Source organism: Pseudomonas saxonica, assembly GCF_007858365.1.
GTDB lineage: Bacteria > Pseudomonadota > Gammaproteobacteria > Pseudomonadales > Pseudomonadaceae > Aquipseudomonas > Aquipseudomonas saxonica.
In genome coordinates, this window is sequence record NZ_VFIO01000003.1 from 400,828 (window position 1) to 416,793 (window position 15,966).

Sequence of the window (15,966 nt, forward strand, 5' to 3'; positions counted from 1 at the left end):
GGTTATCTCCGATTCGGGTTGAAGGTTGCAGGCAACGAGGCCCAGCACGCGTCATAACTGGTTTGCAATTGCGGGCACTCAAGGGCGAACCGGCTGGGGCGCAACACTTGGCTGGTCTCGAACATAAAGGCCATGGTGTTGTCGATCTTGCTCGGTTGCAGGTCGGCTGCAATGGCTTTGGTACAGGTTTCGGCGTCCGGACCGTGGGCGCTCATGCAACTGTGCAGCGAGGCGCCACCGGGCAGAAAGCCTTCTGCTTTGGCGTCGTAGCTGCCCTGAATCAGGCCCATGTATTCGTTCATCAGGTTGCGATGGAACCACGGGGGCCTGAATGTATTTTCAGCCACCATCCAGCGCGGCGGGAAGATAACGAAGTCGAGATTGGCCAGGCCCGGCACGCTGGTGGGCGAGGTCAAGACGGTGAAGATCGACGGGTCGGGGTGGTCGAAGCTGACCGTGCCCAAGGTGTTGAAGCGTCGCAGGTCATATTTGTAGGGCACGTTGTTGCCATGCCACGCGACCACGTTCAGAGGCGAGTGGTCCAGCTCACAGCCCCACAGCTCACCCAGAAATTTCTGTACCAGCCGGGTGCTTTGCTGGGCGTCCTCGTAACAGGCAACCGGCGCCAGAAAGTCCCGAGGGTTAGCCAGACCGTTGCTGCCGATCGGCCCCAGGTCGGGCAGGCGCAGCGGTGCGCCATGATTCTCGGCCACGTAGCCACGGGCGCTCGGGTCGAGCAGTTCAACCCGAAATTTCATACCGCGCGGGATCACGGCAATTTCCAGCGGTTCAAGGTCCAGACAGCCCAACTCGGTTGCAATCCGCAAACGGCCGTGCTCGGGCACCAGCAGCAGTTCACCATCGGCATCGAAGAACACGCGCTGCATCGATGTGTTGGCACGGTAGTTATAGATGCTGATGCCGGCGGGCTTTTCCGGGCTGCTGTTGGCAACCATCGCCACCAGGCCATCGATGAAATCTGTAGGTTCTTCTGGAACAGGGAGTGGATTCCAGCGCAAACGGTTGGGTGTGACAGCCCCCAATACTCCGCCCGCTAATTGCCGCTCCAACTTGATAAATGCAGGGTGATTGGCGGACGGCTTGATGCGATACATCCATGTTCGCCGCGACTCGCTGCGCGCCATGGTAAACGCAGTACCCGACAGCAACTCGGCGTACAGACCGTAGGGGACTTTTTGCGGGGAGTTCTGACCAATCGGCAGGGCGCCGGGCAGTGCTTCACTGCTGAATTCGTTGCCAAAACCGGACTGATAGGCCAAAGCTGACGCAGGCGGGTCGAGATTCATGGAGCCTCCGAAATGGAGAAAGCAGAGACTGCACCCGGCAATGCAACTGCCAGAGCGTCACTGGGTTATTTTTATCGTAATCCAATTACGCATAACGTAATTTGATTGCTTTTAAGCGTCAAGCTATAAAGACGCCCTCCCGTCACGAGGTAACAGCGCCACCATGGAAAAGCCCCGCAACAGCAACGACAGCACAGGCAAGCAAAAAGTGCGCTCCGCCGAGGTGGGTACCGACATCCTCAAGGCCTTGGCACAGCTGTCACCGTCGACCTCGCTGTCGCGCTTGGCCGAACACGTGCAAATGCCCGCAAGCAAAGTGCATCGCTATTTACAGGCGCTGATTGCCAGTGGCTTTGCCGAGCAGAATGTGGCCACCAATCATTACGGCCTGGGTCGAGAGGCCTTGCGCGTAGGGTTGGCTGCGCTGAACAGCATGGATGTACTGAAAGCAGCGGCCCTGCCCTTGGCCCAATTACGCGACCACTTGAACGAAACCTGCTTTTTGGCGGTGTGGGGTAATCAAGGTGCGACCGTGGTACACATTGAGGCTGCCGTTCGCGCTGTCACAGTGGTGACCAAGCCGGGGTCGGTTTTGCCCTTGCTGAGTTCATCCACAGGCCTTGTGTTCAATGCGTTTTTACCCGACCGCGAAACCGCCGGGTTGCGCGAGCAGGAACTAAGAAGTGAGCAGGTTCACCCTCTGCAAACACCCGCTGCCTATGCGGCGCTGAGTGAGCAGATTCGCCAGCGCGGGCTGCACTTTGTTAACGGTTTGCTGATGCCCGGCGTTGATGCGCTCTCGGCTCCTGTCTTTGATGCCACCGGCCAAGTCGCGGGCGTATTGACCGTTGTTGGCCCGGCCTCGCTGTTTCACGCCGATGAACATGGACCCGCAGCCAAACAGCTGTTGGCTGCGAGCCAGGCCGTCAGTTGGCGGATGGGTTATGAGCCTGGTTAGGGGTTGATGGCATCACACCATCCACTCGTACTTGGCGGCATCGAGCAGGTCGTTCATGATTATTTCGATATGCTCCAGCGACGGTTTTTTTATCCGATAGCGGTCTTCGAATGTCCAGTCTTCCGAGAACACCCCGGTCAGCCAATCATCGAATGATTGCACCATGCCCCACTCCAAGGTATCCATGCCAAGATCCAGCAAGGTCTGGCTGAAGACCACACGAAGTTCGACGATGTCTTTCACGGTATTGATATGAAGGCTTTCACAGTCGATTGCATAGGTCTGCAGTTGCTGATTGAGAAAGTCACGCGCCCGCTCTACGACTTTCGGGCTGGGTTTAAGGGTGAAGTCGTGCGAGTCGAATATAGAATTATCCAGTTTTTTCATGCTGTAGCTCCTGTCATTGCTCCCGGCCCATCCAGCGTCTTGCTGCGATGAAGTCTGCCGAAAGAAACCCTGTAGCCACGCATTCAACCTGCACTGCCCCTGCGCTATGCAGTACATAGTTATTGGGCGCTCTGTGAGTTGCACAAGCCTTGTTCCAGAGCCTTCGAAGCATGAAAAAACTATTGCCGAAGCTGTAAAAGTGATTGTCGCAAAGCAGGCTTACTCTGCATGAGTTGAGGTTTTATGCTTGTCGAACTTTCCAGCAGCTATGCTGGTACACGCATCGAGTCGCAGTGACTCTGCGAGACATTTTTACCCTGACGTTGATTTGTAGCTCCTTGATGAACGTCTTCTTTGGCCGCTGCCTTGCAGCGGCCTTTTTTATGCCTGAAATAAATACCGGGCATGCAACACCCTTGGCAGCTGCCGAAGGTGACGTTGGGCGAGCGCCTCGTCGCCTTACAAAAGCTTCATCAATAGCGGTGCTGCGAAGAGGTTGAGAATGCCGGTCAGTACCATGACCAAGCCCGCCACTGAGCCTTCTTCGCTGCCCACTTCACGGGCACGACTGACACCCGCCCCGTGAGCGCCGATACCAAACAGGGCACCACGCGCCAAGCTACTGCGCAGCGGCAGCCACTTGAGCAAGATACCGCCGAGCAACGCACCGAACACGCCGGTAAACATCACAAATACGGCCGTGAGCTCCGGCACACCGCCCAGGTTTTGCGCCATCGGCATGGCAAAGGGTGTGGTGATAGAACGCGGCACCAGTGACATTGCCAGCGAGGTATCAAGCGCCAGCGCCTTGGCTAGCCAGAATGAACTGCCGATGGACGCCGCGCTGCCTGCCAGCATTCCCAGCAACAAGGCCATCCAGTGGCGCGCCAACAACTGACGCTGTTGCCAGATGGGCACGGCGAACGCGACGGTGACCGGCCCCAATACCAGCATCAGCCAATGAGTATCGGCGGAGTACTCGGCATACGCGGTGTGCATCGGCACAGCCACCGCCAGCAATAGTGCCGGCACCAGAATCAGCGGCGACAGCAGGTAGCGCCCGGTACGGCGGTATATCCAGCGGCTGAAGCCATACGCACCCAGCGTGAGCAACAACCAGAACACGGGCATCCATTCAAGCGTCATGACGCAACCTCCAGCGGCACACCGCTTCCACCGTAAAGGCTGTCACCACCATAACCAACAACGTGCTCACCCCGATAACCAGCAAGATGCGCCAGCCTTCTGTGCGCACCAGCGTGCCGTAATCGAGCAGGCTCATGAGTGCAGGAATAAAAAACAGGAGCATTTCGGTCATTAACACACCTGCACCCAATTGCAGGGTTGCCGGGTTGACCCAGCCTGTGGCGAAGGCCAGGAGCAATAAGGCCATGCCAATTACGCCACCCGGTATCGGCATGTGCAGTGCTGCCACTATTTGACAGCCGATAAAGTAAATGGCCAGCAACACGGCCATTTCACTGACAACCCTTGCCACATGTTTCACATCGAAGCGTTTCATGTTGTTTCCATCGCAGACTGGACTGCAGTTTAAAGACAGCCCTTCCATCCCGAAAACGAATTGTTAGACTACAAGCCATTCCAAAACGGAATCACACACATGGAATTCAAACACCTGCGTACATTTGTTGAAGTCGCCCTGATGGGTGGCTTCACTCAAGCGGCTCATTCACTGCATATCAGCCAGTCAGCCGTCAGCAAACAGGTCGCGCAACTGGAACATAGCCTGGGGACACCGCTGTTCGACCGACTGGGTTCGCATGTACGTCTGACCGCGGCGGGCAGCGTGGTGCTAGAACGCGCCAACACCATGCTGCGCCTGCACAACGAACTGCTTAGCGAGCTCGATGATTTAACCCATTTGACCCGGGGCGAGTTGCGCCTTGGCTTGCCATTGCTAGGCAGCAGCACCTTGTTTGCCAGCCTGATAGCCGAGTACCGTCGACGTTATCCGAATATCCAGTTGAGTCTGCTTGAAGGAGGCAGTCTGAATATTGAGAAGGCGGTTTTAAGTGGTGAGCTGGAGCTGGGCGGCAGTCTGACACCGAAGAATCCGTTGTTTGCCTCTCAGCCTTTTTGTGATGAGCCGCTGGACGCGTTGTTACCGGCTGATCATCCGCTGGCGCAGGGAGGCAGCGTACGTCTTGAGCAACTGGCTGAAACGCCCTTTTTGCTTTATCAGCGCAGTTTTGTACTGAACGACCGTCTTTTGCTCGCCTGCCAACAACTGGGGTTCACGCCCAAAGAAGGCGGCCGCAGCGGGCAATCGGATTTTTTGGTTGCCTTGGTAGCCGCAGGTCAGGGCGTGGTGCTGCTACCCAGTGTGGTCGCTCGCGCATTGGTGCGACCGGGCGTCGTGCGTCTGAAGCTGGTAGCACCCGACTATTTGCGCTGGGATATTGCTTTTATCTGGCGCGATGGCGCCTATTTGTCACGTGCAGCCCAAGCCTGGCTTGAACTGCTGCGTGAACGACCCGTTACTGCGTCAGTGCCCGGATGAATTCTTCAACCCAAGGTTCAGAATCGCTTTCCGGGGTGACCGTGACGCTGGAGTCCAGTCGCAGCATGGGCTGCACTTCGCGCAGACCCAGCTCGGCGAACAGCTCACGCATTTGCTCGCCACCGCCGCAGAACGTGTCGCCGTAGCTCTCGTCTCCCAGTGCAATCACGGCGCCGGGCAGGCCGCGCCAAGCGGCGGGCAGCACGTCACGAATGGCACAGTACAACGGCATCAGGTTGTCCGGCAGCTCACCCATACCAGTGGTCGACGTCACGGCTAAAAAAGCATCAGGGGCAAATGCCTGTACATCCGCCAGCGTGGCACGCGTGTTGAGCAATACCTCGCATTTGGCAGCGGTCAGCAGTTGTTTGGCATTGCGCGCAACTTCTTCAGCGGTGCCGTACACCGAACCACAAAGGATGGCTACTTTCATCTAACTGATCCTGTAACAGACTTAAAGGCCGCAATCTTAACAGGTGAGACGGCGCTTTCGGTCATGCCTTACTATTCGCGTACACCTTCGGAGACCCGCACGATGATCAACGCTCGCTTGTTACAACGCATGGTCGACGCCTCTCAAGACGGCATTGTAGTCGCCGAGCAAGAGGGCGAAGACAACATCCTTATCTATGTGAACAAGTCATTTGAAGCCCTGACCGGGTACAGCCGTGATGACATTCTGTATCAGGACTGCCGGTTTTTGCAGGCTGGGGACCGCGATCAAATTGGCCTGCAACTGATTCGCGAAGCGATTGAAAGCGGCTTGCCGACGCGCCAGATCCTGCGCAATTACCGCAAGGATGGTTCACATTTCTGGAATGAGCTGTCGATCACCCCGGTGTTTAACGAGGCCGATCAGCTCACCTATTTCATTGGGGTGCAAAAAGATGTCACCCAACAGGTAAAAGCCCAGAACAAGGTTCAGCAACTCGAACTGGAACTGGCAGAGGTCAAAGCCGAACTTGAAGCATTAAAAATGACAAATGGTTTAAACCAATCGCCGATTTAGCGGTCTTACGACTACGATCCCTGTTGCCTCAGTGAAAATTAGAGCCAGACATGTCTTACGAGACCCTTCTGACTCAGGATGAGTTGGACTTTATTCAATCGGTGCATCAAAACCCGCTGCTTAATCCGCGGGACGTGTTGTCGAGCCTCACGGTTAAGGGGGGCACGCAAGTGCGCGACCTTCTGACCCGTCTGGCCGCCCATGAACACGTCACCATTCAGGCTCAGGTTGCCGATCAGAAAATGAGCTTTCCCCTGCGCCTGGTGGAGGATGAATTTCATGCTCAACACTTGCAGTTGGGTGCACCGAGTATTTTCGAAGAAGGACCTGTGATTCGCCCGTGGCGCCTGACACTGGCTGAGCCGGTGGCGCTGGAGGACGTTCGGGCAAGGCCCGGGTATTTGTGGATTACAGAGGTTTCATTCAAGGGGCTGCTGGTTGATGTACGCAACAACAGGCGCCCGCCTCGCCAATTTTCCCAGTGGTTCAGCCCCACCGGCTATGAGCGCATCGCCGTTCGCGCCACGTTAGAACGCAAAACCGAAGAAGGCTTCTATGCCTACCGTCTCAGTCAGCGCGATGTGGACGAAACCGAGCGCTTGCGCCAGTTCATCCTGCAACAGCATCGCCTCGCACACCCCGCCCTGCACGCCTGATCGGGCCTAAAAAGCCACGTGCCCTTTGAGTTCGGCATCCAGCCTTTGATTCATCAAGCGGGCGTCATGACCCAGGCAGCCAATAGAGGAGTCGTTCAGCGCAGGCTGGGCGACATTCGCAGCCTCGCCCGCCAACAAGGTTGAACAGTCCAGGGTTTGCGCCAGCTTCAGCAGACGTCGATGGTGAGCGGTGGTTAACGCACGCTGGGCAAACACAACCACGGCCGCGGGCTGGATTTTTTCACAGACCAGAGCCAGCTCATCCAACGGCTGCCCCATCGGTAACACGCGGATGACACGGTCTGCGCGGCTGAGCAGTAGACCTGCGACCAACAACTCCAGCTCGCGACACAAGTCGGCAAGCGCAACCACCACGACACACGTGGATGCGGGAGCCACCTGTAACTGAAATTGCAGACGATGCTGCACCCTCCCCCGCAAAAATCCATCCAGCAGCAGCCACTCACTGGTGCGGCCAAACTCATCCCGCGTTTTGAAAAGCTGATGCCATAGCGGCATCAGAATGTCTTGAAACGCGACTTCAGGTGGGTAGCTGGAAAAAATCTGCCCGTACAGACGCTCCAGTTGCGCCTCATTGAATGCGGTGAGCGCTGCGCTGATCTGTAGCTGCCATTCGCGGTATTCAGTTGACTGAACCCCCTCATGCCGCGAAATGGCAGGCGTGCCGCGAGCGAGCAACTCACCCACCTTGCTGACCGACACACCCCGCTCAATCCAGCCTTGTACGCGGCGTACTGTTTCAATATCGGTCACGGAATACAGCCTGTGCCCACTATTGGTGCGTTTTGGCTCGATAAAGCCATAACGCCGCTCCCAGGCACGCAATGTCACCGGGTTGATGCCGGTGAGACGAGACACTTCTCTAATCGGGAATAAACCGTTCGATTCAGCGCCGGATTCAGTCACTGAAAGGGGCTCGACATCAGTCATTACGGGCATTGGGCAGGCACGAATCTTAAGGGGATGAGGCATTCTACGCGTTGTGGGGTTTTATCGCTCCCCAAGCCTTAGGGCTATTAAGGAACAAACCTTGCTTGTTTTTAAGGACACAGCCCATCACCCCGGCGCTGTGTTTTATGCCTGACCTACCCGGACAGCATCAGCCTCATGGAGATACACAATGTCTACCTCCCCTGTCACCTTGCTCGTTGCGCGCCGTGTCACCAAAGGCCGCTATCAGGAACTGATCGCCTGGCTACACGAGGGCGAACAATTGGCCACGGACTTCCCCGGTTACCTGGGTTCCGGTGTATTGGCTCCGCCTCCTGGCGATGACGAATTTCAAATTATTTTTCGCTTTGCCGATGAAACCACTTTGCAGGCATGGGAGCACTCCGTCTCGCGCAAGTCATGGCTACTGCGCGGCAGCGATCTGTTTGCCCACCCTTCTGAACAGCGAGTCAGCGGTATTGACGGGTGGTTCGGCGCTGCCGGGCAACGGCCGCCACGCTGGAAGCAAGCCGTTGCGATCTGGCTGGCCTTTTTCCCCGTGTCATTGATTTTCAACTTCGTTTTGGGCCCATTACTGAGCGAGTTGAGCTTATTGCCTCGGGTCTTTGTGAGCACACTGGCCCTGACCCCTTTGATGGTATATCTGTTTATTCCACTTTCAACGCATCTGCTGGCCAGTTGGCTGCTGAGTACGCCCAATAAAGCCTCGCGACATTCAATCGCAAGCCATCGTTTATAAACGCGGGCTTGGCTGTAACGGCGTACAGGCTGCTATAGTTTTGCCATTACGCCGGAACCGCTTGCGTCTTACCTACACAGAGTTCTAGATGACACCCTCATCTGCACCCATTTTGATAACTGGCGCAGGCCAACGCGTTGGCCTGCATTGCGCCCAGCAACTGCTGGCTGACGGCCATCCTGTTATTTTCAGCTATCGCAGTGAAAAACCCGGTGTACAGAGGCTGCGCGAACTCGGTGCTATTGCCCTGTTTGGCGACTTTTCAAGCCAAGCCGGCATTCTCGACTTCATTCAACGACTCAAAAACCACACCGATTGCCTGCGTGCAATTGTGCATAACGCTTCAGCCTGGCTGGCTGAAACACCGGGCACAGAACTCAGCGCGTTCACCCAGATGTTCAGCGTGCATATGCTCGCGCCCTATTTGATCAACTTGCACTGCAGCGAATTGCTGATGCGCTCCACCCCGGCTGACATCGTCCATATCAGCGACGATGTCACGCGCAAGGGCAGCAGTAAGCACATTGCCTATTGCGCCACCAAGGCCGGGCTCGACAGCCTGACCCTGTCGTTCGCCGCCAAACTGGCGCCACACATTAAAGTCAACGGCATTGCTCCCGCCTTGCTGATGTTTAACCCCGACGATGACGCGGCATACCGCGTCAACGCCTTGGCCAAGTCTGCACTGGGTATCGAACCCGGCGCCAAGGTGATTTACCAAAGCCTGCGCTACCTGCTGGATAACCTGTATGTGACCGGCACCACTTTGACTGTCAACGGCGGACGACACCTTAAGTAAGTCGTCCGCGAGGAAGCCTTTCCATGAGCACCACCCTGCCTGAGCAATACCGCGAGATTCTAGTGGGTCTTGGCGAAGACCCCGACCGCGAAGGCCTGCTCGACACCCCAAAACGCGCCGCCAAAGCCATGCAATACCTGTGTCACGGCTATACACAGAGCGTCGACGACATCGTCAATGGCGCCCTCTTCGCCTCAGACAGCGATGAAATGGTGATCGTCGCCAATATCGAGTTGTACTCGCTATGCGAGCACCATTTGCTGCCGTTTATTGGCAAGGCCCATGTGGCCTATATCCCCACCGGGAAGGTGCTGGGCCTGTCGAAAGTTGCTCGCATCGTCGACATGTTTGCCCGCCGACTGCAAATCCAGGAAAACCTCACCCGGGAAATAGCCGACGCCATTCAGGGCATCACTCAGGCAGCCGGCGTCGCCGTGGTGATTGAGGCCAAGCACATGTGCATGATGATGCGCGGCGTAGAGAAACAGAATTCGACCATGAACACTTCGGTGATGCTTGGCGCCTTCCGCGAGCCGAGCACCCGCATGGAGTTCCTGCAATTGATTGGACGGAGCAAATCGTAATGCCTCAACTTCAGCCAGGAATGGCCCGCATCCGCGTCAAGGACCTGTGCCTGCGCACTTATATCGGGATCAACGAAGACGAAATCCTCAACAAGCAGGATGTGCTGATCAACCTCACCATTCTTTACGCCGCTCAAGAAGCAGTGCGCGATAACGATATCGATCACGCATTGAACTACCGCACCATCACCAAAGCGGTGATTCAACACGTCGAAGAAAACCGCTTCGCCCTGCTGGAGCGCCTGACCCAAGAGTTACTGGACCTGGTGATGACCAACACGGCCGTGCTGTATGCCGAAGTCGAGGTCGACAAACCGCATGCCTTGCGCTTTGCCGAATCGGTGTCGATTACGCTAGCGGCTAGCCGCTAAGCGGCAAGAGACCGACAGAACCGGCTTTGGCTTGCAGCTTGAAACGTGCAGCGTGCTGCTGCGTCACCCCCTATTCACTATCCAGCGAGAATCAACATGACGTCCCAAGAACAACTGGAACTCGAAGCCGCCGCCTTCCGTCGCCTCGTCGCGCACTTGGACAGCCGCAAGGATGTGCAAAATATCGATCTGATGAACCTCGCCGGGTTTTGCCGCAATTGCCTGTCCAAGTGGTATAAGGCCGAAGCAGACGAGCGTCACATTGAGTTGAGCCTCGATGACGCCCGTGAAGCGGTGTACGGCATGCCGTACGCCGAATGGAAATCCCTCTACCAGAAAGAAGCAAGCGCCGAACAAACCCAAGCGTTTGCCCAAGGAAAAAAGCATGACTGATTTGAATACCCTGCGCGCCAGCCTCATCAGCGGCGAACACCTGTTCGCGGACACGCTGGCCTTTATTGCCGCGAACTATGAGTACCAGCCGCAAGCGTTCAGCAACGGCGGCGTTGAAAACGCAGCCGGGCAAAATGAAGGTTCGTGCAAAACATTAGGCATGGCATTGCTGGAAGGCTTGAGTGATCAAGAAGCCTTGCTGGCTTTTGGCGAGCACTACCGCTCAGTGCTGGCGACCCCTGAAGGCACTGATCACAGCAATATTCGTGCTTTGATTGCCCACGGCTTGGCTGGGGTTAAATTTGACGCTCAGCCGTTGACGCGTAAAGCCTGAATCTATGCCCTCGTAGCAGCTGTCGAGCTCTGCGAGGCTGCGATCGGCGGCGCAGCCGTCGCAAAACCAGAACAACACGGTGGCCCCTTTTGCGACCGCTTCGCGCTCGATCGCAGCCTTCGGCAGCGGCTACACGTCATTAGCCAAGGCCACTTTTCCTCCAAACATAAAAAAACCGGCCGAAGCCGGTTTTTTTTGGGACTGACGCTTACTTGAATTCGGCGTTCTGCAAACCGTCCAGGTAGCGCTCGGTGTCCAACGCTGCCATGCAACCGGCACCTGCCGAGGTGATGGCTTGACGGTAAACGTGGTCTGCCACGTCACCCGCTGCAAACACACCTTCGATGCTGGTGGCCGTAGCGTTGCCTTCACGACCGCCCTGCACAACCAGATAGCCGTCTTTAAGCTCCAACTGGCCTTCGAACAACGAGGTGTTCGGGGTGTGACCGATGGCAATGAACACACCATCGACTTTCAGTTCATCGAAGCTGCCGTCGTTGTTTTTCAGACGAGCGCCGGTAACACCCATGTTGTCGCCCAACACTTCATCCAGTGTCGCGTTCAGCTTAAGCTCGATCTTGCCTTCGGCCACACGGGCGTTGAGCTTGTCGATCAGGATTTTCTCGGCGCGGAAAGTTTCGCGACGGTGAACCAACGTCACTTTGCTGGCGATATTGGCCAGGTACAAAGCCTCTTCAACAGCGGTGTTACCACCACCGACCACGGCTACCGGCTTGTTGCGGTAGAAGAAACCGTCACAGGTCGCACAGGCTGAAACGCCTTTGCCCATGAACGCTTCTTCAGATGGCAGGCCCAAGTAACGAGCGCTGGCGCCCGTGGCAATGATCAGCGCGTCACAGGTGTAGGTGCCGCTGTCGCCGGTCAGGCTGAACGGTTTATTTTTCAGATCAACAGCGTTGATGTGATCAAACACGATTTCCGTTTCGAAACGCTCGGCGTGCTCACGCATACGCTCCATCAAAACAGGGCCGGTCAGGCCGTGAACATCACCCGGCCAGTTGTCGACTTCAGTGGTCGTGGTCAATTGACCGCCCGCCTGCATGCCTGTAATCAACAGTGGCTTGAGGTTGGCACGGGCCGCGTAGACGGCGGCGCTGTAGCCGGCAGGGCCGGAACCCAGAATAATCACTCGCGAATGACGTACTTCAGACATGACTCACTCCTATGACCGCCCGTATCAACACCGGGTCGGAACGCCGCTTTGGCGGCGGGAATAAAAAAAAACCGCATATCTGCTCAGGCTGTGCCTGAAATCCGCAGATCCTGGAAAAGTAGGTGCAGCGTATAGAGGCCGCAGAGAGTAAGGAAATACGCAATAACAATCCAGCTCATAGCAGGTCTCTATGCAGTCAACGTGACGTTTCAACGTCTTTGTTACAGTAATTGTCGATCCTGACTCAAGGCTTTCGTCCTACAGATAAAGCCGCTAAGGTCGCCCCGTTTATCACTGCTCGGAGCACACTATGCCCGCCCCCGTTCTTTCTGGCCCGCAGTACCTGCGTGAAGGGTTGACGTTAGTCCTCAGCCCCGGACTTCGCCTGTTTGTACTCCTGCCATTGCTGATTAACCTGGTGCTGTTCGTCGGACTGATCTACTTCGCTGGCCATCAGTTCAGCCTGTGGGTCGATACCCTGATGCCCACGCTGCCCAGCTGGCTGAGCTTTCTCAATTACGTGCTGTGGCCTTTGTTTGTAGTACTGGTCGCCTTGATGGTGTTTTTTACCTTCACCATGCTGGCCAATATCATTGCGGCCCCTTTCAACGGCTTTCTCTCGGAAAAAGTCGAAGCGGTCGTGCGCGGTGCCGACAATGCTCCCCCCTTCAGCTGGGGCGAACTGGTGGCGATGGTGCCGCGGACGCTGGCACGTGAAATGCGCAAACTGGGCTACTTTCTGCCCCGGGCCATTGCCTTGCTGATCCTGTCATTTATCCCGGTACTCAACCTGATTGCAGCCCCTCTGTGGCTGATTTTCGGGATCTGGATGATGGCCATTCAGTACATTGACTACCCGGCGGACAACCACAAGTTGGGCTGGAACGAAATGCTCGCCTGGTTGCGCGAAAAACGCTGGCAGAGCATGAGCTTCGGCGGCGTTGTGTATCTGGTGCTGCTCATTCCAGTGGTCAACATCCTGATGATGCCTGCTGCCGTTGCAGGTGCCACGTTGTTCTGGGTCAGAGAACGCGGTGAAGACGCATTGGCTGCCTCAAGCCGCAGCTGACAGTTTCATCAATCCATCATGTCGATGAAACAGCTTCGTCATGGCTCCAGCCGATACTGGAACCATGACGACAGCCCTGCATATAACACTGATCAGCGACACCTTCGCTCCCGAAATCAATGGCGTGGCCAATACCCTTGGCCATTTGTTCGAAGGTTTGCGCGCACGCCAGCATTTCGTAGAACTGGTACGCCCACGTCAACCGGACGATGGCCGCCAGCGCAGCACTCCCGAACTCATGTTGTGCAGAGGTTGGCCTTTACCGGGTTATCCGGGCCTGCAATGGGGCATGACCTCAACACAACGCCTGAGCAGGCGCTGGCAACAACAGCGCCCGGACGTTGTGTACATTGCCACCGAAGGGCCGCTGGGATTATGTGCCCTGCGCGTAGCCCGGCGTTTGGGTATCGCTGTCGTCAGCGGTTTCCATACCAACTTTCAGCAGTACGTGAACCAACACGGTCTCGGCCTGTTTTCCCGTTCGCTGACGCATTATTTACGCTGGTTCCATAACCGCTCGGTCTTGACCCTGGTACCCAGCGCCAGCCAGCGCGTTGAGCTGGCACGGCGTCAATTTGATCGCCTGGAACTGCTCTCGCGAGGTGTCGACAGCCAGTTGTTCAATCCCTGCCGACGGCAAACAGCATTGCGTCAAAGCTGGGGCCTGCGAGAAAACGACATAGCCTTGCTCTATGTGGGCCGCTTGGCCCCGGAAAAAAATCTGCACGCCCTCAGGCCTGCTCTTGATGCGCTTCAAACTCGCTACCCCTCACGACGATTCAAGTTGATTGTGGTTGGCGAAGGATCGAAACGCGTCACGCTGGAAGCCTCTCTGCCAGAAGCCCTGTTTTGCGGGGTACAAAGTGGTGAAGCGTTGGCCAATCATTACGCCAGCGCTGATGTGTTTTTATTTCCCAGCTTGTCCGAGACCTTTGGCAACGGGGTGCTTGAAGCGCAAGCATCAGGGCTGGGTGTGGTGGCCTATGACGAAGCCGCAGCCGGGCAGCACATCCGCCATGGCTACAGCGGTGTATTGGCCATGCCGGGTGATGAAGATGCCTGGATCGAAGCCGCCTGCTGGTTGCTGGAAGCTCCGGAGACCTTGCGCACCATACGCCTCAATGCCCGTAAACACGCCAGTCGTCAGGGCTGGGCGCAGAGTATTGAGCAATTTGAAACTCAATTACGGCGCGCCTGCCATCGTGAGGCCGATGCAGTGGAAGTACCGGCCCACATAGCGCCTTAGGCCAGCGCTTTTTCAATGGCTTGAATGACCGACGGTTCATCAGGCGCCGTACGAGGCGAAAAGCGCGCCAGCACCCGACCGTCCTTGCCCATCAAAAACTTCTCGAAATTCCAGGTAATGTCGCCCGGGAACTCGGCGCCTTCGCCAGCCAGCAAACGGTACAGCTGATGACGATCAGGCCCGTTGACCTCCAGTTTGCTGCTCAAGGGGAACGTCACCCCGTAATTGAGGCTGCAGAATTCCTGAATTTCCTGCTCGGTTCCTGGTTCCTGACCTGCGAACTGGTTGCAAGGCACGCCCAGAACGCTGAAACCCTTGTCCTTGTATTGCTGGTAGAGGTTTTCCAGTGCGGCGTACTGCGGGGTCAAACCACACTTGGAGGCGACATTCACCACCAGCACCACCTTGCCGTTAAAGGTACTCAGAGGCAGAGGCTCGCCATCCAGCGCCTCTAAGGTAAGTTCGTGAAAAGCACTCATGACCGACTCCACAATTCCCATCTTAACATTCAAACAATCGCACGACTGCCGATTGCTGTAATGACCAAAAATAAAAAAGGCGCCCGTAGGCGCCCTTTTCTGGCTAGCTCACAAATGAGCGTAGCAGCACTTATCAGTGCTGATGACCGCCTTCACCGTGAACGTGGCCGTGAGCCTGTTCTTCTTCGCTGGCGTCACGTACTGCAACAACCTTGACCTTGAAGTTCAGACGCTGGCCTGCCAACGGGTGGTTGCCGTCTACAGTCACGTCGTCGCCGTCCAGATCACGGATGGTCACGATCTGCATTTGGCCGTCCGGCGCAGAAGCGTGGAACTGCATGCCCACTTCCAGTTGGTCAACGCCTTCGAACATGCTTGCGTTCAAGGTGCTGACCAGTTCGGCAGAGTATTCGCCGTAAGCGTCTTCCGGTTCAACGGTCACGTCCAGCTCATCGCCAACAGCCTTGCCTTCCAGTGCCTTTTCCAGACCTGGAATGATGTTACCTGCGCCTTGCAGGTAAACCAGTGGAGCACCGCCAGCAGAGCTGTCGATGACCTCACCAGCGTCGTTGGTCAGGGTATATTCGATGGAGACTGCCTTGTTGGTGGCGATCGTCATGGGGCGAGACCTTTTGCAAAATAATAAAGAGTGCGCAAGTCTAACCAAGCAAACGCCCGAAAGCGAACACAACCAAGACCAACGGATAATTTTGAAAACATCAATGATCATTGGCTGGCACCAGGACGAGGAGCAACATTGGGTTGCCGTCCTTTCTTGCGGCCACACTCAGCATCATCGACACCAACCACCGTGGCAATCACGCCCTTGGGTACTTGACGCTGAACTACGACGTAAAAAAATAGGTCAGCCCTTTGCCTGCGGCTGGTGTGCTCAAGCGGCAGATAGCGCTAATCTTCACAATTGACTCAGACACACGCCCCCCGATTCAAAGGTGTTGCCTGAGTAC

General features: G+C 56.3%; 22 protein-coding genes. 13 read left to right on the plus strand and 9 right to left on the minus strand.

From position 1 onward, the window contains the following. Positions 1-2: 2 nt before the first annotated feature. A complete protein-coding gene (gene hmgA, locus FJD38_RS11535; protein ID WP_146385400.1) occupies positions 3-1,307 on the minus strand; it encodes a homogentisate 1,2-dioxygenase in 1,305 nt (434 codons plus the stop codon). Positions 1,308-1,470: 163 nt separating this feature from the next. Here hmgA and FJD38_RS11540 point away from each other — a divergent pair, with 163 nt between their 5' ends. Next, a complete protein-coding gene (locus FJD38_RS11540) occupies positions 1,471-2,265 on the plus strand; it encodes an IclR family transcriptional regulator (protein ID WP_146385402.1) in 795 nt (264 codons plus the stop codon). 12 nt (positions 2,266-2,277) lie between these two features. On the opposite strand, the gene FJD38_RS11545 is transcribed toward FJD38_RS11540, so the two are convergent. From FJD38_RS11545 to FJD38_RS11555, 3 genes are all read right to left on the minus strand, one after another. Further along, positions 2,278-2,652, minus strand: coding sequence for a hypothetical protein (locus FJD38_RS11545; RefSeq protein ID WP_122786437.1), 375 nt, complete (start codon positions 2,650-2,652; stop codon positions 2,278-2,280). A 459-nt stretch (positions 2,653-3,111) separates the two neighbouring features. Continuing rightward, on the minus strand, positions 3,112-3,798 hold the full coding sequence (locus FJD38_RS11550; protein ID WP_122786436.1) for an LrgB family protein: 687 nt from the start codon (positions 3,796-3,798) through the stop codon (positions 3,112-3,114). Continuing rightward, positions 3,788-4,174 carry a CidA/LrgA family protein gene (locus FJD38_RS11555; RefSeq protein ID WP_122786435.1) on the minus strand — a complete coding sequence of 129 codons (387 nt, stop codon included), beginning with the start codon at positions 4,172-4,174 and terminating at the stop codon, positions 3,788-3,790. The genes FJD38_RS11550 and FJD38_RS11555 overlap by 11 nt, the downstream gene beginning before the upstream one ends. Positions 4,175-4,273: 99 nt before the next feature. On the opposite strand from FJD38_RS11555, the gene FJD38_RS11560 reads away from it, so the two are divergent. Continuing rightward, entirely contained in the window at positions 4,274-5,173 is a 900-nt protein-coding gene (locus tag FJD38_RS11560; RefSeq protein WP_122786434.1) for a LysR family transcriptional regulator, read from the plus strand. On the opposite strand, the gene FJD38_RS11565 is transcribed toward FJD38_RS11560, so the two are convergent. Continuing rightward, positions 5,151-5,606, minus strand: a complete 456-nt coding sequence (locus tag FJD38_RS11565; protein WP_122786433.1) for a flavodoxin — start codon at positions 5,604-5,606, stop codon at positions 5,151-5,153. The two genes, FJD38_RS11560 and FJD38_RS11565, sit on opposite strands and share 23 nt — an antisense overlap. A gap of 102 nt (positions 5,607-5,708) precedes the next feature. Here FJD38_RS11565 and FJD38_RS11570 point away from each other — a divergent pair, with 102 nt between their 5' ends. Beyond that, the gene (locus tag FJD38_RS11570; protein WP_122786432.1) at positions 5,709-6,182 is read left to right on the plus strand and encodes a PAS domain-containing protein; all 474 of its coding nucleotides are present in this window, start codon (positions 5,709-5,711) and stop codon (positions 6,180-6,182) included. 50 nt (positions 6,183-6,232) lie between these two features. After that, entirely contained in the window at positions 6,233-6,838 is a 606-nt protein-coding gene (locus tag FJD38_RS11575) for a hypothetical protein (protein ID WP_122786431.1), read from the plus strand. Positions 6,839-6,844: 6 nt separating this feature from the next. On the opposite strand, the gene FJD38_RS11580 is transcribed toward FJD38_RS11575, so the two are convergent. Further along, the gene (locus tag FJD38_RS11580) at positions 6,845-7,798 is read right to left on the minus strand and encodes a MerR family transcriptional regulator (protein ID WP_146385404.1); all 954 of its coding nucleotides are present in this window, start codon (positions 7,796-7,798) and stop codon (positions 6,845-6,847) included. Between the two features lie 181 nt (positions 7,799-7,979). Here FJD38_RS11580 and FJD38_RS11585 point away from each other — a divergent pair, with 181 nt between their 5' ends. The 6 genes from FJD38_RS11585 (at position 7,980) to FJD38_RS11610 (ending at position 11,030) form a co-directional block, all read left to right on the plus strand. Beyond that, complete coding sequence (locus tag FJD38_RS11585) at positions 7,980-8,549, plus strand: putative antibiotic biosynthesis monooxygenase (protein WP_146385406.1); 570 nt, start codon at positions 7,980-7,982, stop codon at positions 8,547-8,549. Between the two features lie 88 nt (positions 8,550-8,637). After that, positions 8,638-9,348 carry a dihydromonapterin reductase gene (folM, locus tag FJD38_RS11590; protein WP_146385408.1) on the plus strand — a complete coding sequence of 237 codons (711 nt, stop codon included), beginning with the start codon at positions 8,638-8,640 and terminating at the stop codon, positions 9,346-9,348. Positions 9,349-9,371: 23 nt separating this feature from the next. Continuing rightward, positions 9,372-9,932, plus strand: coding sequence for a GTP cyclohydrolase I FolE (gene folE, locus FJD38_RS11595; protein WP_122786427.1), 561 nt, complete (start codon positions 9,372-9,374; stop codon positions 9,930-9,932). Beyond that, complete coding sequence (folX, locus tag FJD38_RS11600; protein ID WP_122786426.1) at positions 9,932-10,303, plus strand: dihydroneopterin triphosphate 2'-epimerase; 372 nt, start codon at positions 9,932-9,934, stop codon at positions 10,301-10,303. The genes folE and folX overlap by 1 nt, the downstream gene beginning before the upstream one ends. 96 nt (positions 10,304-10,399) lie before the next feature. After that, the gene (locus FJD38_RS11605) at positions 10,400-10,696 is read left to right on the plus strand and encodes a DUF1244 domain-containing protein (protein WP_122786425.1); all 297 of its coding nucleotides are present in this window, start codon (positions 10,400-10,402) and stop codon (positions 10,694-10,696) included. Further along, entirely contained in the window at positions 10,689-11,030 is a 342-nt protein-coding gene (locus tag FJD38_RS11610) for a HopJ type III effector protein (protein ID WP_122786424.1), read from the plus strand. The genes FJD38_RS11605 and FJD38_RS11610 overlap by 8 nt, the downstream gene beginning before the upstream one ends. Before the next feature lie 208 nt (positions 11,031-11,238). Here the strand turns inward: FJD38_RS11610 and trxB are convergent, their stop codons facing one another. Further along, positions 11,239-12,204, minus strand: a complete 966-nt coding sequence (trxB, locus tag FJD38_RS11615; protein WP_122786423.1) for a thioredoxin-disulfide reductase — start codon at positions 12,202-12,204, stop codon at positions 11,239-11,241. Positions 12,205-12,514: 310 nt separating this feature from the next. Between trxB and cysZ the strand changes: the two genes are divergently transcribed. Then, a complete protein-coding gene (cysZ, locus tag FJD38_RS11625) occupies positions 12,515-13,273 on the plus strand; it encodes a sulfate transporter CysZ (RefSeq protein ID WP_122786422.1) in 759 nt (252 codons plus the stop codon). A 40-nt stretch (positions 13,274-13,313) separates the two neighbouring features. Further along, complete coding sequence (locus tag FJD38_RS11630; protein WP_146385410.1) at positions 13,314-14,519, plus strand: glycosyltransferase family 4 protein; 1,206 nt, start codon at positions 13,314-13,316, stop codon at positions 14,517-14,519. Here the strand turns inward: FJD38_RS11630 and FJD38_RS11635 are convergent. Continuing rightward, positions 14,516-14,998, minus strand: a complete 483-nt coding sequence (locus tag FJD38_RS11635) for a glutathione peroxidase (protein WP_122786420.1) — start codon at positions 14,996-14,998, stop codon at positions 14,516-14,518. The two genes, FJD38_RS11630 and FJD38_RS11635, sit on opposite strands and share 4 nt — an antisense overlap. Positions 14,999-15,131: 133 nt before the next feature. Continuing rightward, on the minus strand, positions 15,132-15,617 hold the full coding sequence (locus FJD38_RS11640; protein ID WP_146385412.1) for an FKBP-type peptidyl-prolyl cis-trans isomerase: 486 nt from the start codon (positions 15,615-15,617) through the stop codon (positions 15,132-15,134). On the opposite strand from FJD38_RS11640, the gene FJD38_RS11645 reads away from it, so the two are divergent. Beyond that, positions 15,586-15,924 (plus strand): DUF3565 domain-containing protein, encoded by a 339-nt coding sequence (locus tag FJD38_RS11645; protein ID WP_122786491.1) that lies wholly within the window; start codon positions 15,586-15,588, stop codon positions 15,922-15,924. The genes FJD38_RS11640 and FJD38_RS11645 overlap by 32 nt on opposite strands. The last annotated feature ends 42 nt before the right edge of the window (positions 15,925-15,966 follow it).

What these genes read in the sequence shown, in the direction of transcription:
- FJD38_RS11580 (WP_146385404.1), bottom strand. Translation starts at nt 7,798, where the DNA reads ATGCCCGTAATGACTGATGTCGAGCCCCTTTCAGTGACTGAATCCGGC.
- FJD38_RS11575 (WP_122786431.1), top strand. Translation starts at nt 6,233, where the DNA reads ATGTCTTACGAGACCCTTCTGACTCAGGATGAGTTGGACTTTATTCAA.
- FJD38_RS11545 (WP_122786437.1), bottom strand. Translation starts at nt 2,652, where the DNA reads ATGAAAAAACTGGATAATTCTATATTCGACTCGCACGACTTCACCCTT.
- trxB (WP_122786423.1), bottom strand. Translation starts at nt 12,204, where the DNA reads ATGTCTGAAGTACGTCATTCGCGAGTGATTATTCTGGGTTCCGGCCCT.
- FJD38_RS11645 (WP_122786491.1), top strand. Translation starts at nt 15,586, where the DNA reads ATGGAGACTGCCTTGTTGGTGGCGATCGTCATGGGGCGAGACCTTTTG.
- folM (WP_146385408.1), top strand. Translation starts at nt 8,638, where the DNA reads ATGACACCCTCATCTGCACCCATTTTGATAACTGGCGCAGGCCAACGC.
- FJD38_RS11585 (WP_146385406.1), top strand. Translation starts at nt 7,980, where the DNA reads ATGTCTACCTCCCCTGTCACCTTGCTCGTTGCGCGCCGTGTCACCAAA.
- FJD38_RS11640 (WP_146385412.1), bottom strand. Translation starts at nt 15,617, where the DNA reads ATGACGATCGCCACCAACAAGGCAGTCTCCATCGAATATACCCTGACC.
- FJD38_RS11635 (WP_122786420.1), bottom strand. Translation starts at nt 14,998, where the DNA reads ATGAGTGCTTTTCACGAACTTACCTTAGAGGCGCTGGATGGCGAGCCT.
- FJD38_RS11605 (WP_122786425.1), top strand. Translation starts at nt 10,400, where the DNA reads ATGACGTCCCAAGAACAACTGGAACTCGAAGCCGCCGCCTTCCGTCGC.
- FJD38_RS11555 (WP_122786435.1), bottom strand. Translation starts at nt 4,174, where the DNA reads ATGAAACGCTTCGATGTGAAACATGTGGCAAGGGTTGTCAGTGAAATG.
- FJD38_RS11630 (WP_146385410.1), top strand. Translation starts at nt 13,314, where the DNA reads ATGGCTCCAGCCGATACTGGAACCATGACGACAGCCCTGCATATAACA.
- FJD38_RS11540 (WP_146385402.1), top strand. Translation starts at nt 1,471, where the DNA reads ATGGAAAAGCCCCGCAACAGCAACGACAGCACAGGCAAGCAAAAAGTG.
- folE (WP_122786427.1), top strand. Translation starts at nt 9,372, where the DNA reads ATGAGCACCACCCTGCCTGAGCAATACCGCGAGATTCTAGTGGGTCTT.
- FJD38_RS11610 (WP_122786424.1), top strand. Translation starts at nt 10,689, where the DNA reads ATGACTGATTTGAATACCCTGCGCGCCAGCCTCATCAGCGGCGAACAC.
- hmgA (WP_146385400.1), bottom strand. Translation starts at nt 1,307, where the DNA reads ATGAATCTCGACCCGCCTGCGTCAGCTTTGGCCTATCAGTCCGGTTTT.
- FJD38_RS11560 (WP_122786434.1), top strand. Translation starts at nt 4,274, where the DNA reads ATGGAATTCAAACACCTGCGTACATTTGTTGAAGTCGCCCTGATGGGT.
- FJD38_RS11550 (WP_122786436.1), bottom strand. Translation starts at nt 3,798, where the DNA reads ATGACGCTTGAATGGATGCCCGTGTTCTGGTTGTTGCTCACGCTGGGT.
- folX (WP_122786426.1), top strand. Translation starts at nt 9,932, where the DNA reads ATGCCTCAACTTCAGCCAGGAATGGCCCGCATCCGCGTCAAGGACCTG.
- cysZ (WP_122786422.1), top strand. Translation starts at nt 12,515, where the DNA reads ATGCCCGCCCCCGTTCTTTCTGGCCCGCAGTACCTGCGTGAAGGGTTG.
- FJD38_RS11570 (WP_122786432.1), top strand. Translation starts at nt 5,709, where the DNA reads ATGATCAACGCTCGCTTGTTACAACGCATGGTCGACGCCTCTCAAGAC.
- FJD38_RS11565 (WP_122786433.1), bottom strand. Translation starts at nt 5,606, where the DNA reads ATGAAAGTAGCCATCCTTTGTGGTTCGGTGTACGGCACCGCTGAAGAA.